Below are 14769 nucleotides of genomic sequence, written 5' to 3'. Positions count from 1 at the left end.
GACGTTCCACGCCTACTCACTGTCCGGTCTTGACCGACTCTCCATTGGCGTCAGGCGACATGTTCTGCTTGTCCTTATCGGACCTTCTCGGCTGATTTGCCGTGTCACCGGGAACGCGGTTCCATGGACTGGAGACGGGCTCGCTGTGATAAGTCATGCCTGCAGTCGCTGCTCCATGAGATCCACCGCTGCCGTTGCCGCCATTGCCATTGCCACCCGCCTGAGCAAAAGCGGCGTTGCACGCGCAGACCGTGGCGACAGTGATGCTGGCCCAGACCAGGTTTTGCCTCAACTTTTCCATGATTTCTCTCCATTGAAACCCGGCGCGGGCGGTGCCAGCGTCTGAGCCTTTTGTGCCGCTGCAAAACGCCCGGTTGCCACGCGGCGAGGTGCAACCAGGTGCGCGTCGACGAGCAACGCCTTGTCTTCCGGCTTTAGGACTGTATCGACGAGGCCGGCCGGCAACGCGGCCCCATGACGGATATACGGTCAGACCTCCGCTCCGGATGCGCGGTGTTTATCGCGGGCGTGTCAGAGCTTGCTGTGCAGGAGGTCGCGACGACACCAGGCGTTATGCGTTCCCCTGCTAAGCATAGTTAAAACGCTCGCTTATCCGTGCGATCCGTCGTTGCTACGATCGCAGTCTGATCGTATCGACCTCATCGGAATTTCGAGCCGTGACACTTTCTATCTTTCGATTGCTCGCCCGCGTGGCGTTGAGCACGCTGCTCGCTGTCGGCGCAGCCCAGGCGCAAACCACAGGTAATGTTCCGGCTCCGTTGAAGTTGCGGATCGGCTATCAGAAGTCTTCGACGCTCATTACCATCCTGAAAGCGCGCGGCTCGCTCGAGCAGGCACTGGCGCCGTTGGGCGTGAGCATTAGCTGGAACGAGTTTGCGAGCGGCCTGCCGTTGACGGAGGCGCTCAACGCCGACGCGGTCGACTTCAGCGCCGACGTTGCCGACACGGTTCCCGTGTTCGCGCAGGCGGCTCACGCGCGCTTCGTATATGTTGCACAAGAAGCGCCGTCGCCAGGCGCGCAGGCGATCATCGTGAAGCGCAACGGCCCCGTGCGCACGCTCGTCGACCTGAAAGGCCGGCGCATCGCGGTGACCAAGGCCGCCGGCAGTCATTACCTGCTTCTCGCCGCGCTCGCCAAGGCGGGCCTCGCACCCGCCGACGTGCGCATCAGCTATCTCACGCCCGCCGACGGACGCGCCGCATTCGAGCGCGGCAGCGTGGACGCGTGGGTCACCTGGGATCCGTATGTCGCGTCTGTCGATCAGGCACCGGACGTACGCATCCTCGCCAACGGCGCCGGCCTTGCCTCGTATCAGCGGTACTACCTCGCGTCGAGTAGCTTTGCCGCAGCCCACCCGGAGGTGATCAGCACTGTGTTCGCGCAGTTGTCGTCGGCGGGAGCCTGGGTGCGCAGCCATCCCGACGATGCAGCAAAGCTGCTCGCGCCCATCTGGGGATTGGATGCTGCGACGATCGAGCGCGCGAACGCACGCCGCAGTTACGCGGTACGGGCAGTGGAGGCGCAAAACTTCGGTGAACAGCAAAAGATCGCCGACACGTTCTACCGAGCGGGGCTTCTGCCGGCGCCCGTGGAGACATCCACTGCGCTGCGTTGGAATTTTGTCGCGAAGCGCGCGGAGGTGGCGGGGGTGGCGCTTACTGCCCGTTGAATTGAGCCGTCACATTAGAAGCGGGCGTGGCCCGTAAAATCCTGCTCCAGACATAGCGGTGACCTCTGCGGTCAGAAGCCGTGCTCTGCTGACTCGCAAGCAACGTAATGGGAAAGGCAGGTCTTGGCAGTCGATTAGCACATTGCAAGGCTCCACCATCGCGTCGCATTTCCGCTAACGCGCGACTGAACAATGCATCGGGCATGCGTTGAAACGGCATGCCAGCACCGCTCCAGACAAACCCTGATTGCTGCGTCAAAGAGGCCACTGATATTGTTCGCGAGCGTTGTGTGGAAGCGCTTCCACTTCCCCCTGCGCGGATGTCAACGCAGTCGCTCCTCGTATCTCGCCGTACCCGGTTCACTCAACTCAGCCGAGCATTTGCTTGCATGGAGAATCCGTGGCACACGACGCACTTTCCTCTCATTCGTCCGCCGATCCGTTCACGCCTGCCGCCGACTCGGCACTGTGGCGCAAGAACTTTTTGTTGGGTGCAGCCACCGCTTCGTATCAGATCGAAGGCGCGGTCGACGAAGACGGCCGCCTGCCATCCATTTGGGACACCTTCTGCGCGACGCCCGGCAAAGTGCTCGCCGGCGACAGCGGCGCCGTGGCATGCGATCACTATCATCGCTGGGAATCCGACGTCGATATGCTCGTTGGCCTTGGCCTCGAAGGCTACCGCTTGTCGATTGCGTGGCCACGCGTGATGGACGCCAACGGCGCGCCGAATCGCAAGGGACTCGACTTCTACAAGCGCCTGCTGACGCGTCTGAAAGAGAAGGGCATCACCACCTTCGTGACGCTTTATCACTGGGATTTACCGCAGCATCTGGAAGATCGCGGCGGCTGGCTCAACCGCGAAACCGCATACCGTTTCGCGGATTACGCGGATCTAATGAGCCGCGAGCTGGCCGGCACCGTCGATGCATGGGCGACGCTCAACGAGCCGTGGTGTTCCGCATATCTCGGCTATGGCAACGGCCATCATGCGCCCGGTCTCGCCAACGGACGCTTCGCCACGCAGGCAATGCACCACCTGCTGCTTGCGCATGGGCTCGCGTTGCCTGTGCTGCGCGAGAACGATCCCTCTTCGCAAAAGGGCATCGTCGCGAATATCGGGCGCGGCACGCCCAACAGCGGCAGTGCCGAAGACCAGCGCGCCGCGCAACTGTTCGAGATCCAGCACAATGCGTGGATTCTGGATCCGCTGCTGAAAGGTGCTTATCCTGAGGCGCTTTTCGAATTGTGGCCGCGCACCGAGCCGTTGATACTCGGCGGTGACATGCAGATCATTTCCGCACCGCTCGATTTTCTCGGCATCAACTATTACTTCCGCACCAATGTCGCGAGCGACGGCGCACATGGCTTCACGGAAGTGCCGCTCGAAGGCGTCGAGCGCACGCAGATGGGATGGGAAGTGTATCCGGACGGCTTGCGCGATCTGCTGATTGGCTTTAACCGCGAGTATGCGAACCTGCCACCGGTGTACATCACCGAGAACGGCATGGCCTCCGACGACACGGTGATCGACGGACGCGTGAACGACACGCAACGCATTTCGTTTCTGAAGCGTCATCTCGCGGCGGTGGACGAAGCGATCAAGGCCGGCGTCGATATACGCGGCTATTTCCTATGGTCGCTGATGGACAACTTCGAGTGGGCATTCGGCTATGAGCGCCGTTTCGGTATCGTACATGTCGATTACGTCACGCAAAAACGCACGATGAAGCGCAGCGCCGAACTGGTGTCGCAATTCCTCGAGGAGCGCAAAGAGAGAAGCCAACGCGCGTAAGAGTGAACGAAAAAGCAAAGGAAAGAGCAACGATAGAGCAACGAAGAAGAAACAGAAGCCGATTTGCATGTCGACCTGAAACACGGGCGCGAGCCTTTGGAGGAGACGGGATGAACAGCAGAAAAACGGTCTTGCGAGCCATGGTTGCGGCATTGGCGATGCATGGAGTGCTCGCGTATGCTGAGCCTTTGAAAGCCAACGTCATTCACTGGTGGACGTCGGGCGGCGAGTCCGCCGCGATCCGCCAGTTCGCCGATGCCTATAACAAGGCCGGCGGTCAGTGGATCGACAACGCAGTTGCAGGCGCGGATCAGGCGCGCTCCACCGCGATCAACCGTATCGTCGGCGGCGATCCGCCCACGGCAGCGCAGTTCAATACGTCGAAACAGTTTCATGATCTGATCGATCAGGGGCTGCTCAACAATGTGGACGACGTCGCCGCGAAAGAGAACTGGAGCGGGGTGTTCCCGCAGTCGATACTCGACAGTATCAAGGTGAAAGGGCACTACTATGCGGCGCCCGTCGACATTCACATGCCGGCCTGGTTTTTCTACTCGAAACCCGCGTTTCAGAAAGCCGGCATTACCGCTGAGCCGCAAAGCTACGACGAGTTCATCGCCGATCTCGGCAAGCTGAAAGCCGCAGGCGTGATTCCGCTCGCATTCGGCGGTCAGCCGTGGCAGGAAAAAATCACCTTCGATGCCGTGCTCGCCGATGTCGGCGGCCCTGATCTATATCTGAAGGTGTATCGCGACCACGACGCGAATGCGGTGAAATCCGACGCGTTCAAAAAGGTGTTGATTGCATTCAAGCGCTTGCACGATTTTGTGGACGCCGGTTCTCCGGGCCGCAACTGGAACGATGCGACTGCACTCGTCATTTCCGGCAAGGCCGGTGTGCAGATCATGGGCGACTGGGCGAAGGGCGAATTCTCGGCGGCGAAGCAGAGCGCGGGCAAGGAATTTGGCTGCTTCCCTGGCTTCGGCCCGCATTCGCCATACCTCGTCGCGGGCGACGTATTCGTGTTTCCAAAGAGCGATAACGCCAGCACTGTGAAAGCACAGAACCTTCTTGCCACAGTGATGACCTCGCCGCCCGCGCAAGTCGCATTCAGCGCGAAGAAAGGCTCAATTCCGATTCGCCCCGATGTGGATGCGGGCAGTCTCGACATTTGCGCGAAGGAGGGCATTGCTATCATGAAGGACAAGTCGCGCCAGTTGCCGAATCCGGAAATGCTGCTTTCACCCGATACGCAAGGCGCATTGATCGACGTCGTCACCAACTTCTGGAACAAGAACCAGTCGGTCGACGACGCGCAGAAAGCGTTTGCCGGCGCGTTGAAGAGCTAGGCGCAATATGCACGCGCTCAAGCTGCATGCGTCGCGGCCCGGAGCCGGGTCCGGGTCCGGGTCGCCGAAAAAGCCCTTGAAAAAGCAGCTGAAGAAGCGTTTTTCGATTGCGGCATGGCTCGCATTGCTGCCGATGATCCTGACCGTCGTGTTCGCCTATCTAGGCACGATGGTCTGGACCGCGCGTGTTTCGCTTAGCAATTCGCGCACGTTTCCATCGGGCGACTTCGCGGGGTTGACGCAATACGTGAGGCTCTTCAACAACGCCCGGTGGTTGCTGTCGCTGCAAAACATCGTGATTTACGGTGCATGTTTCATCGTCGCGTGCATGGTGATCGGTTTGCTGCTCGCCATCTTCATCGATCAGCGTGTCGTCGCTGAAGGTGCATTGCGCACGGTGTTTCTGTATCCGTATGCGATGTCGTTCGTGGCTACGGGCCTCGTCTGGCAGTGGATTCTGAATCCGGAACTCGGCGCGCAGGCAGTGCTGCACAAGCTCGGTTTCGTTCATGCGCGCTTCGACTGGATCGTCGATCAGGACTGGGCGATCTACACAATCGTCATTGCCACCGTATGGCAGGCGTCGGGTCTCGTGATGGCGTTGCTGCTGGCGGGCTTGCGCGGAATAGACGATGAACTGTGGAAGGCCGCGCGTATCGACGGCATTCCGCGCTGGCGGGTCTATGCGAGCATCGTCGTGCCCATGCTCGGACCGTCGATCTCCACCGCGTTCGTGCTGCTCTTCGTGATGGTCGTCAAGCTCTACGACGCCGTCGTGGCGATGACGCAAGGCGGCCCCGGCACCGCGAGCGAGGTGCCGGCGAAGTTCATCATGGACTATCTGTTTGGCCGCGCGAACATCGGCCTCGCGTCGGCGGCTTCGATCGTTCTGCTCGCAACCGTGCTCGCGATTCTCACGCCGTTCTTCTATGCCCGCAGCCGCGCGGCGTTGCGCAAGGAAGTGTGATGAACACCCTCAGTTCTCCGCTGAAAAGCGCCGCGCCGCATAGTGCGTCAAAGCGGCGCCGCCGTACGGCATTCACCCCGGCGCGCGTCGGCGTTTATCTGTTTCTACTCAGTGCGGCACTATTTTTTCTGCTGCCGCTCTACGTGATGCTAGTCACGTCCTTCAAACCGATGAGCGAGATCCGCCTCGGCAATCTGCTCGCTCTCCCAGCGCATTTCACGCTACATGCGTGGAGCGCCGCGTGGGAGTCCGCGTGTACGGGGCTCGATTGCAATGGCATTCAGGTCGGCTTCTGGAACTCCGTGCGTATCGTCGTGCCGAGCACTGTGTTCTCTATTGCGATTGGTGCGGTGAACGGTTACGCGCTGTCTTTCTGGCGTCCGCGCGGCGCAGGCGTGCTGTTCGGCGTGTTGTTGATGGGCGCGTTCATCCCTGTGCAAGTGATGGTCTATCCGCTCGTGCGAGTGCTCGCGAGCGTGCATCTGTTCAGTTCGCTGCCGGGTATCGTCGTGATTCATACGATCTTCGGCATGCCCGTGATGACGTTGCTGTTCCGAAACTACTACGCGTCGATTCCGCAAGAACTTTTCAAGGCGGCGCGCATCGATGGCGGCGGTTTCTGGCGTATCTTTGTTCAGCTGATGCTGCCTATGTCGACACCGATCATTGTGGTGGCGGTCATCATGCAGGTGACGGGCATCTGGAACGACTTCATTCTCGGCCTCGTGTTCGCCGGCACGAAGAATCTGCCGATGACCGTGCAACTGAACAACATCATCAATACGACGACCGGCGAGCGGCTTTATAACGTCAACATGGCGGCGACGATCCTCACCTCGCTGGTGCCGCTTGCTGTGTACTTCAATTCGGGCCGCTGGTTTGTCCGCGGCATTGCGTCCGGTGCGGTCAAAGGATAAAGCGATGACCTACGTGGTTAAACAGGCGAACACCCTCGCGAGTCCACTGACAGGCGCGGCTGACATGACAGAATCCGCGGACACGGCACGAACAGACAACATGCCTGGCGTCGCAGACGCCGCCGACACCGCGCACGCGGCGAACGTTGCGGTGCGCAATCTGACCATCCGGCTCGGTGGCAACACAGTGATCGAAAATCTCGATCTCGACGTGCAACCCGGCGAATTCGTCGTGCTTCTCGGACCTTCGGGCTGCGGCAAGTCTACGTTGCTGCACAGTATCGCCGGGCTGATCGACGTGACCGACGGCAGCATTGAAATCGCCGGCGAAGACATGACGTGGGCCGATCCGAAAGATCGGCGCATTGCACTCGTATTCCAGTCATACGCGTTGTATCCGACGATGAGCGTGGAGCGCAATCTGTCGTTTGCGTTGCGCATCAACGGTACGCCGAAGGCAGAGATCGCGCGGCGTGTGGGGCGTGCCGCCGAGATGCTGCAACTCGGCCCGCTGCTCAAACGCAAGCCGGCGCAACTGTCGGGCGGCCAACGGCAACGCGTGGCGATCGGCCGCGCGATCGTGCGCGAAGCCGACGTGTTTTTATTCGACGAGCCGCTGTCGAATCTCGACGCCAAGCTGCGGACCGAACTGCGCCGCGAGTTGAAGCAATTGCACCAGCGTCTCGGCGCAACGATGATCTACGTGACGCACGACCAGGTCGAAGCGATGACGCTCGCCACGCGCATGGCCGTGATGCGAGGCGGCGCGATCCAGCAGTTCGGCACACCTGCCGAGGTCTATGCGCGGCCAGCCAATCTCTTTGTCGCGACGTTTCTCGGCACGCCTGCGATGAACCTGGTCAACGGCACGCTGGAGCAGCGCGACGGCGCGCTGCATTTCTGCACGGAGCAGTGGCGGCTCGACGTGTCGAACTATGCGTTCGCCGATCGATTCGGCGAGTCACAGCCGCAATCACAACCGCAATCGCCACCCCGCCCATGCGTGCTAGGTGTTCGCGCAGAAGACGTGCGCATTGGTCCGACGCAGGGCGAAGGCGCTGGCGAGCGCGCGAAAATTTCGCTCGTGGAGCCGATGGGCAACCACCGCGTCGTCTGGCTCGACTATCATGGTGTGCAGATCGCGTCGATCGATCAAAGCAAGACGCCGGTAATGCCCGGCGATACGCTGGCGTTCTCGCTCGACAGCACACATGTCTCGCTCTTCGACGCGGCGAGCGGCGCGCGGTTGTAGCGCGCCGGTGTGAGGGTCGTTGAAAACGGCAAGGTGTGACGGAGAACCGTGTGGCAACACTGAAAGATGTCGCGGCGCTGGCTGGTGTGGGCATGTCGACCGCGTCCCGCGTTATATCCGGTAAGGGCCCGGTCTCAGCCGACGCCGCGTCGCGCGTGCGGGCTGCAATCGAGCAGTTGAACTTCCGTCCGTCGTCCATCGGCCGCGCGATGGCCACGCAGTCGCTCGGCATGATCGGTATTTTCGTGCCGACGTTTTTCGGCTCCTATTACGGCACCATCCTGAAACAGACCGACACTGAGTTGCGCGCCGTGCGCCGGCATGTGGTGGTCGCAACCGGCTGCGGAGAAGTGTCGCCGCGCGAGCAGGCTATCGAGGCGGTGCGTTTTCTGATTGGCCGCGATTGCGACGGCGTTGTGGTGATCAGCCATGATCTGCACGATGAAGACCTGATCATGCTGCATCGAATGCATCCGAAAATGGTGTTCCTCAATCGAGCGTTCGACCAGGTCCCGGAGGCGTCGTTTTGCGCGGATCATCGGTACGGCGGGGAACTGGCGGCGCGCACGCTGCTTGAGCACGGGCACCGCGATATCGCCTTGATTTCCGGGCCTTTTACGGCTTCGGACAACCTGACGCGGCTCGAAGGCTTCTTCGCGGAACTCGAACGCGCGGGCATTTCGCGCAGCGACGTGACCTTGATCGAATCAGACTTCTCGCCGGAAGGCGGCTACGCTGCCGCGCAGAAACTGCTCGATTCGAAGCGGCGCTACACGGGTCTATTCTGCGCGAACGACACAATGGCGGTCAGCGCGCTCGCGCGTTTCCACGAAGCCGGCATTTCGGTGCCGGACGAATTATCGGTGATCGGTTACGACGACGACTATTCCGCCGCTTACACGGCGCCCGGCCTCACGTCGGTGCACATTCCAACCGCCGAACTGACGCAAAACGCGGTGCGCTGGCTTCTCAACCAGTGTTATCGAACGACGTGGGAGATATTCCGCGAGTTTCCGGTGAGCGTCACAATGCGCGAGTCGGTGGGGCCGGCGCCGGGCGCCAAGCCCGCTTCGATTAGTGCGTCGTGCTTCGGCGGCGCTTGATCGTCTCTTCCCGGAGACCGCCGGCAGCCCTTGTTGAGCGTTAGGCGCCGCTGCGCAGCGCTTCTTCATGGCGCTGGCGCGCCTCTTCTTCGAGCCGCGTGTCCTCGAGTTCCTGCAGCACCGCTTCCAGATCGACCGGCGTCGTATCGGCTTCGACGTGACCCGTCAACTGTGCATCCACGTGCAACGCGCCGGCTTCATAAAGCGACCAGATTTCCTTGCCGTAGTTCGTTTTCAGCAACGCCGGCGCGAACTGGCCGAAATACGTGGCGAGGTTGTTCACGTCGCGTTCCAGCATCGCGGGCGCTTCCAGGTTGCCGGCGGCGTCTACCGCTTGCGGCAGGTCGATGATCACGGGGCCGTCGGCGGCAAGCAGAATGTTGTATTCGGACAGATCGCCGTGAATCATGCCGGCACACAGCATACGCACGACCTGATTGACGAGCAGTGCATGCAGTTCGAGCGCGCGCGCCTCGCTCATATCGACATCGTTCAGACGCGGCGCCACATTGCCATCCGCGTCGGTCACGAGTTCCATCAGCAATACGCCGTCGCTGCAAATGAAGGGTTGCGGCACGCGCACGCCGGCGTTCGCCAACTGGAAAAGCGCACTGACCTCGGCGTTCTGCCAGGCCTGTTCCTGCACTTCGCGGCCGTAGCGGCTGCCTTTTTCCATCGCGCGTTGCTGACGGCTGTTCTTGACCTTGCGACCTTCGCGATACGAGGCAGCCTGACGAAAACTGCGCTGTTTGACATCCTTATAGACCTTCGCGCAGCGCGTGGAGTCGCCGCTGCGCACCACGTACACGGTGGCTTCCTTACCGCTCATCAATTGGGATATGACTTCGTCGATCAGGCCTTCTTCGACTAGCGGGAGCAAACGTTTCGGCGTTTTCATGCGACCGCCCGGATGTGGCGGCAAGCGTGGCAGCCGTGCGCGGCGGGAGGCGGGGAGAAGTGGTGCGGGATTCGAGTCATGCCGGATTATAAACGCTGCGCCCGCGCGGCTCTTTATTGACCCGAGCCGCTGCTGCCACACGTTTCAACACGATTCGCGGATGCCCGCGTCAAAAACACCTTCCTCGCGCACTGAGCAGGAATGTCGGCGCTCCTTGCGACGCGGTAGTCGCGACAACGTTTGCGCGAGCCCACTAACACCACCGGCATCTGCTCCGACGAAACGCTTTGCACCTTTAGCCGCTATTTCACGGGCTAAAATGCGCCGGGGCCTGGCACTGGTGTAATAGTCCGCAACAGTGCTGTGCGGTTTTCGCGCATTGTCTCCGCGAGCTTATCGCGTAGACTCGTGAGCAACGAAAACTGGTTACGGGGTGTGAGATGTTGGCGGTTTTCTTTATCGCCTGTCCGATCTGCATTGCGGCGCTGTTCGGTTTCGCGCGGCATGTCGATCCGCGCACGGGTCACTTCAAACGTTGATTCTCAACGCTGCGATTTTCGCCGACACCGGCAGGTAAATGCCGTTGCCGGCCTTTAGTTGTGGCCGCTCCTGTCTGCGGGCCTTGCCTTCAGGTACCGAATCGCGGCACGATGCGCGATAACCTGAGTTTGGGGCGGCATCGCGTATGCAAGACTTTCTGGGGAATCTGGCGACACGCGCAGGCGTGCTCAAGGGCGTGCTTCCATTGAGCCGCGCGGCGGCGTTGCGCGATGCGCTGGCGGGCGTGCAACTCGCGTCGATGGACATCCCACAGGTGCTCGGCTACGCGCGCATTGCGGGCATGCCTGCTGTTACCGGCCTTTACACCGTCTTTCTGCCGCTTATCGCGTTTGCCTTCTTCGGTGCATCGCGGCACCTCGTCGTCGCGGCGGATTCAGCCACCGCCACCATCTTCGCGAGCCGCCTGTCGACCATGGCGCCGGTTTCGAGCCCGGAATACGCGTCGCTCGCCGCAATGGTCGCATTGCTCACCGCTGCCTTGTTGTTCGTGGCGCGCATCTTCAAACTGGGCTTTCTAGCCGACTTCCTGTCGCGCACTGTGCTCGTAGGCTTTCTTGCCGGAGTCGGCGTTCAAGTGGGCATTGCGATGCTGGGCGACATGCTCGGCCTGACAGGACACGCGGCGCGCAGTGTGGATCAGCTTGTTCTCGTCGCGCGTGACTGGGCGCGACTCGATGTCCCGACGTTTGCGATTTCCGTGCTGGTCGTCGTGGCGGTTCTACTCTTCAAACGTGTGTGGCCGCGTTTGCCAGTGCCCTTGATTGCGGTCGTGGCCGGAATCGCCGCGAGCGATATGTACGGCTTCGCCGCGCGTGGCATCGCAGTGCTCGGCCCGGTTGCCGGAGGCTTGCCGCCGCTGCGCATGCCGTCGGTGACGTGGGAGCAGATGCTTGATCTCGTGCCGGTCGCCGCATCGTGTTTCGTGATGATCGTCGCGCAAAGCGCCGCGGCGAGCCGCGTGTTCGCCGAACGTCACCACGAAGCGACTGACACGAATGCCGACCTGCTCGGCATCGCCGCGGCCAACGCAGCCGCTGCATTTTCCGGAGCGTTCGTGGTGAACGGCAGTCCGACGCAGACCGCGATGGCCGATCGGGCAGGCACGCGCAGCCAGTTCGCGCAGATCGTATTCGCAGCGGTCGTGGTAGTCGTTCTGCTGTTTTTCAGCCGGTTCTTGCAGTATCTGCCGCGCTGCATTCTGGCAAGCATCGTATTTACGATCGCGGTCGGGTTGATCGACCTGAAGACCTTGCTCGCGATTCGCCGCGAGAGTCCGGGTGAGTTCGCGCTCGCGGTGTTCACGGCCGCAGCCGTGGTGCTGATCGGCGTAGAACACGGCATTCTGGTGGCGGTCGCGTTGTCGTTATTGCGCCATGTGCGCCACAGCTACCGTCCGCATACGATGATTCTCGCGCCCGGCGACGACGGCGTCTGGGTACCGGTGCCCGCGATTCCGGGCTCACAGACTGCGCCGGGTTTGATCGTTTATCGCTTCGGCGCCGACCTGTTCTATGCGAATGACCACTTTTTCGTCGACGACGCCCGGCGTCTGATCGACCACGCGCCGAGCACGGTGCGCTGGTTCGTGGTGGATGCGAGCGCGATCACCGACCTCGATTATTCGGCGTCGCGCTCCGTGGGCGAGCTATGCGCGCTGCTGAAACGAAGTGGCATCAACGTGATTTTCGCTCGTGTGAACCCTTATTTGCGCTCGGATATGGACCGGCACGGTATCACGCCGATCATCGACGGAAGCTGTATTTTCGGCACGTTGCACGAAGCACTGCGCGCGGCAGGCGTGGACCAGCCCGTGGCGAAATGAACGCGTTAGCTTTTCGACGTCAGCATCTTCAGGCCCGCAATGCCGAACATGATCGCGAGAGAGCCGTCCAGCCAGCGCCGGATTGCAACGTAGACGCGCCGCGCGGATGCCGTTGAAAACAGCAGCGCATAACTGCTGAACACGGACGCGCCAATGCACATGCAGCCGAGCACGATTGGCGCGATGTGCGACGTACCGCCCGCTGGCGACATGGCGAGCGACACGATAGACATCCACACGAGAACGGCCTTCGGATTGGTCAGATGCAGCAGCAGGCCACGCAGATAGAGCCGCGTGAGCGGCTCGTTGCGGCGAGCCTCGCTCGCGGGCATTGCACGGGGAGCGAAGGCCGAGCGCGCCGATTTAACGCCTAACCACAGCAGATAAATGCCACCGGCGACCTTGATCGCGGCGAGGCATTCCGAGCATGTGGCAAGTACCGCCGACAAACCGAGCGAAGCCAGCAGCGCCCAGAAGAACGATCCCGACACCACGCCCAACGCGAAGGTGAGCGCCGAGCGGCGCCCAGCGCTCATAGCGAGAGACATGATCGCCAGATTGCTCGGGCCGGGGCTTGCCGTGCCGACGAAGTAGGCGCTATAGGCGATCAGGACATCGGCGGTGAGAAAAGCAGTAGGCGTCATGGGCTGCGGCTCAGGGGCGGACAGTGGGAACGACGATTCTGCGCGTCGAAGCATGCAGCGCACAGATACAGTTGAACGCGCGTCGATCGGCACACTCGTGCGCAACTCTTCATCTACGCCGCGTTTTTATTTGTTCGCCGCCGTGCCGATGCACTCGGCAAGCGCGCCGGCCACCGCCTGCCGGCTATGCCGCGGACGCTGTACGAGGCCGATCTCGCGGTGAAACGTAGATTCTTCGAGCGATAGGGCGACCACGCCGGCGGGCCACTTGCCGAGGCCCGCAGTGTCAGGGATCAATGCGACGCCGATGCCGCGTGCGACCAGTTGCACGATAGCCTGCAATTCGTCGAGTTCCAGCACGTCTTGTACATTCAGCCGCGAGCGCCGCAGAAAGCGGTCGACCAGGCGCCCGCCGAACGAGGTGCGGTCGTAGCGGATAAACGGCTCGCTTTTCAACAACTCGCGCCACGATCGCTTGCCGCGCGCAAGCGCTTTCGGTACGAGCAGCACGAACGGTTCAGTGACGAGCGTGCGCCATTCCAGTTCCGATGGCAGTGCAAACGGCGGCTTGATGATGACGGCCAGATCCAGTTCGCCCGAGTCCACCTGCCCGAGCAGATTGAGCGATACGCCGGGCACGACGCGAATTCGCCAGCCGGGGCGGTCCACCCTGAAGTGCGACAGTGCATCCGCGAGAAATGACACTTGCGCCGACGCAATGGCGCCTATCCGCAGCATGCCGCTCTCCGCTGCGACCGCGCCCCGTTCAGACAGACGCGCGTAGAGCGTCATCAGTTCTTCGGCGAGCGCGAGCGTTTCGCGTCCCGCATCGTTAAGCGTGGCCGAGCGGCCCGTGCGATCGAACAGCGCGAAGCCAAGCTCTTCTTCGAGCCGCTGCATCTGCGCGCTGACGGCCGACTGCGTGAGCCCGATGCGAGCCCCCGCGCCGGAAAAGGTGCCGTACTGGCTCACGGCAATGAAAGTCTTGAGTTCGGAAAGCATGCTTCGATTGATCGATTCTGGTGTTGGTCAGATCAAATATATATCGTTTTTCACCAATTTTAATTGTGGTTAAGCTAATGGCGACTCAGGCAGGTTGCTCAGGCACGTTGCCGTCGAAATCATCAACCGTAATACCCACTCAACCAGCGAGCCTCACATCATGAGCGTTGCCGACACCGTTTTGCCGCCGTTTCACCTGGCGTTTCCTGTTCATAGTCTCGCCGCTGCACGCGAGTTTTATGGCGAGTTGCTCGGCTGCCCCGAAGGACGCAGTTCCGAGCAATGGGTCGATTTCAATTTTTACGGGCATCAGATAGTCGCGCATCTCGCGCCGGAGGAAGTGGGACACCGCCAGACCAGCAAGGTGGACGGCGACGCCGTGCCGGTGCGCCACTTCGGCGCCGTGCTTTCAATGGAGCAATGGCAGGCCGCCGCGGACAAGCTGCAGAAAGCGGGCATCGACTTCATCATCGAGCCGCATGTGCGTTTCAAGGGCGAGGTCGGCGAACAGGCGACCATGTTCTTTCTCGATCCGTCGGGCAACGCGCTCGAATTCAAGGCGTTCGCCGACATGTCGTCGCTGTTCGCGAAGTGAAGGTATGAAAAAAGCGTAGGCTGACTGAAATATGACGGCGGCCGGCCCTAACGGACGGCCGTCCGTCCTTGGCTTTTCCTTACGATTAGCTTCCTGACATTCTCGCCATTTTCGCGTCATGCAGGTGTTGGTGCTAGCGATCTAGCATAAGCGCCAGTTCCCCATCCTTACCT

13 protein-coding genes are annotated in these 14769 nt (G+C 61.3%); 9 read left to right on the top strand and 4 right to left on the bottom strand.

Annotated features, from left to right (window positions below):
- Window positions 1-16: 16 nt before the first annotated feature.
- Window positions 17-301: a hypothetical protein gene (locus J2W46_RS03570; RefSeq protein ID WP_310351359.1), complete on the bottom strand. Its 285-nt coding sequence runs from the start codon at window positions 299-301 to the stop codon at window positions 17-19.
- 415 nt (window positions 302-716) lie between these two features.
- Between J2W46_RS03570 and J2W46_RS03565 the strand changes: the two genes are divergently transcribed.
- From J2W46_RS03565 to J2W46_RS03535, 7 genes are all read left to right on the top strand, one after another.
- Window positions 717-1691 (top strand): aliphatic sulfonate ABC transporter substrate-binding protein, encoded by a 975-nt coding sequence (locus tag J2W46_RS03565; RefSeq protein ID WP_374726809.1) that lies wholly within the window; start codon window positions 717-719, stop codon window positions 1689-1691.
- 400 nt (window positions 1692-2091) lie between these two features.
- On the top strand, window positions 2092-3486 hold the full coding sequence (locus J2W46_RS03560) for a GH1 family beta-glucosidase (protein ID WP_310351357.1): 1395 nt from the start codon (window positions 2092-2094) through the stop codon (window positions 3484-3486).
- Window positions 3487-3596: 110 nt separating this feature from the next.
- Entirely contained in the window at window positions 3597-4835 is a 1239-nt protein-coding gene (locus J2W46_RS03555) for an ABC transporter substrate-binding protein (protein WP_087753490.1), read from the top strand.
- Window positions 4836-4842: 7 nt separating this feature from the next.
- Window positions 4843-5802 (top strand): carbohydrate ABC transporter permease, encoded by a 960-nt coding sequence (locus tag J2W46_RS03550; protein WP_310351352.1) that lies wholly within the window; start codon window positions 4843-4845, stop codon window positions 5800-5802.
- Window positions 5802-6719, top strand: a complete 918-nt coding sequence (locus J2W46_RS03545; RefSeq protein ID WP_310351349.1) for a carbohydrate ABC transporter permease — start codon at window positions 5802-5804, stop codon at window positions 6717-6719. Before J2W46_RS03550 ends, J2W46_RS03545 begins: the two co-directional genes overlap by 1 nt.
- 100 nt (window positions 6720-6819) lie before the next feature.
- Window positions 6820-7971, top strand: coding sequence for an ABC transporter ATP-binding protein (locus J2W46_RS03540; protein WP_310352025.1), 1152 nt, complete (start codon window positions 6820-6822; stop codon window positions 7969-7971).
- Window positions 7972-8021: 50 nt separating this feature from the next.
- Window positions 8022-9074, top strand: coding sequence for a LacI family DNA-binding transcriptional regulator (locus J2W46_RS03535; protein WP_310351347.1), 1053 nt, complete (start codon window positions 8022-8024; stop codon window positions 9072-9074).
- 40 nt (window positions 9075-9114) lie between these two features.
- On the opposite strand, the gene J2W46_RS03530 is transcribed toward J2W46_RS03535, so the two are convergent.
- Window positions 9115-9972, bottom strand: a complete 858-nt coding sequence (locus J2W46_RS03530) for a PA4780 family RIO1-like protein kinase (RefSeq protein ID WP_087753485.1) — start codon at window positions 9970-9972, stop codon at window positions 9115-9117.
- A 685-nt stretch (window positions 9973-10657) separates the two neighbouring features.
- Here J2W46_RS03530 and J2W46_RS03525 point away from each other — a divergent pair.
- Entirely contained in the window at window positions 10658-12355 is a 1698-nt protein-coding gene (locus tag J2W46_RS03525; protein WP_310351340.1) for a SulP family inorganic anion transporter, read from the top strand.
- Window positions 12356-12360: 5 nt separating this feature from the next.
- On the opposite strand, the gene J2W46_RS03520 is transcribed toward J2W46_RS03525, so the two are convergent.
- Both J2W46_RS03520 and J2W46_RS03515 read right to left on the bottom strand, forming a co-directional pair.
- On the bottom strand, window positions 12361-12999 hold the full coding sequence (locus J2W46_RS03520; RefSeq protein WP_020066473.1) for a LysE family translocator: 639 nt from the start codon (window positions 12997-12999) through the stop codon (window positions 12361-12363).
- Between the two features lie 126 nt (window positions 13000-13125).
- A complete protein-coding gene (locus tag J2W46_RS03515) occupies window positions 13126-14001 on the bottom strand; it encodes a LysR family transcriptional regulator (protein WP_310351337.1) in 876 nt (291 codons plus the stop codon).
- A 160-nt stretch (window positions 14002-14161) separates the two neighbouring features.
- Here J2W46_RS03515 and J2W46_RS03510 point away from each other — a divergent pair, with 160 nt between their 5' ends.
- On the top strand, window positions 14162-14596 hold the full coding sequence (locus J2W46_RS03510; RefSeq protein WP_027776038.1) for a VOC family protein: 435 nt from the start codon (window positions 14162-14164) through the stop codon (window positions 14594-14596).
- Window positions 14597-14769 lie beyond the last annotated feature (173 nt).

The sequence above is a fragment of the Paraburkholderia strydomiana genome (genome assembly GCF_031456815.1).
Classification (GTDB): domain Bacteria; phylum Pseudomonadota; class Gammaproteobacteria; order Burkholderiales; family Burkholderiaceae; genus Paraburkholderia; species Paraburkholderia caledonica.
The sequence above is the reverse complement of the archived record's forward strand: the minus strand, read 5'-3'. Positions and strand labels throughout refer to the sequence as shown.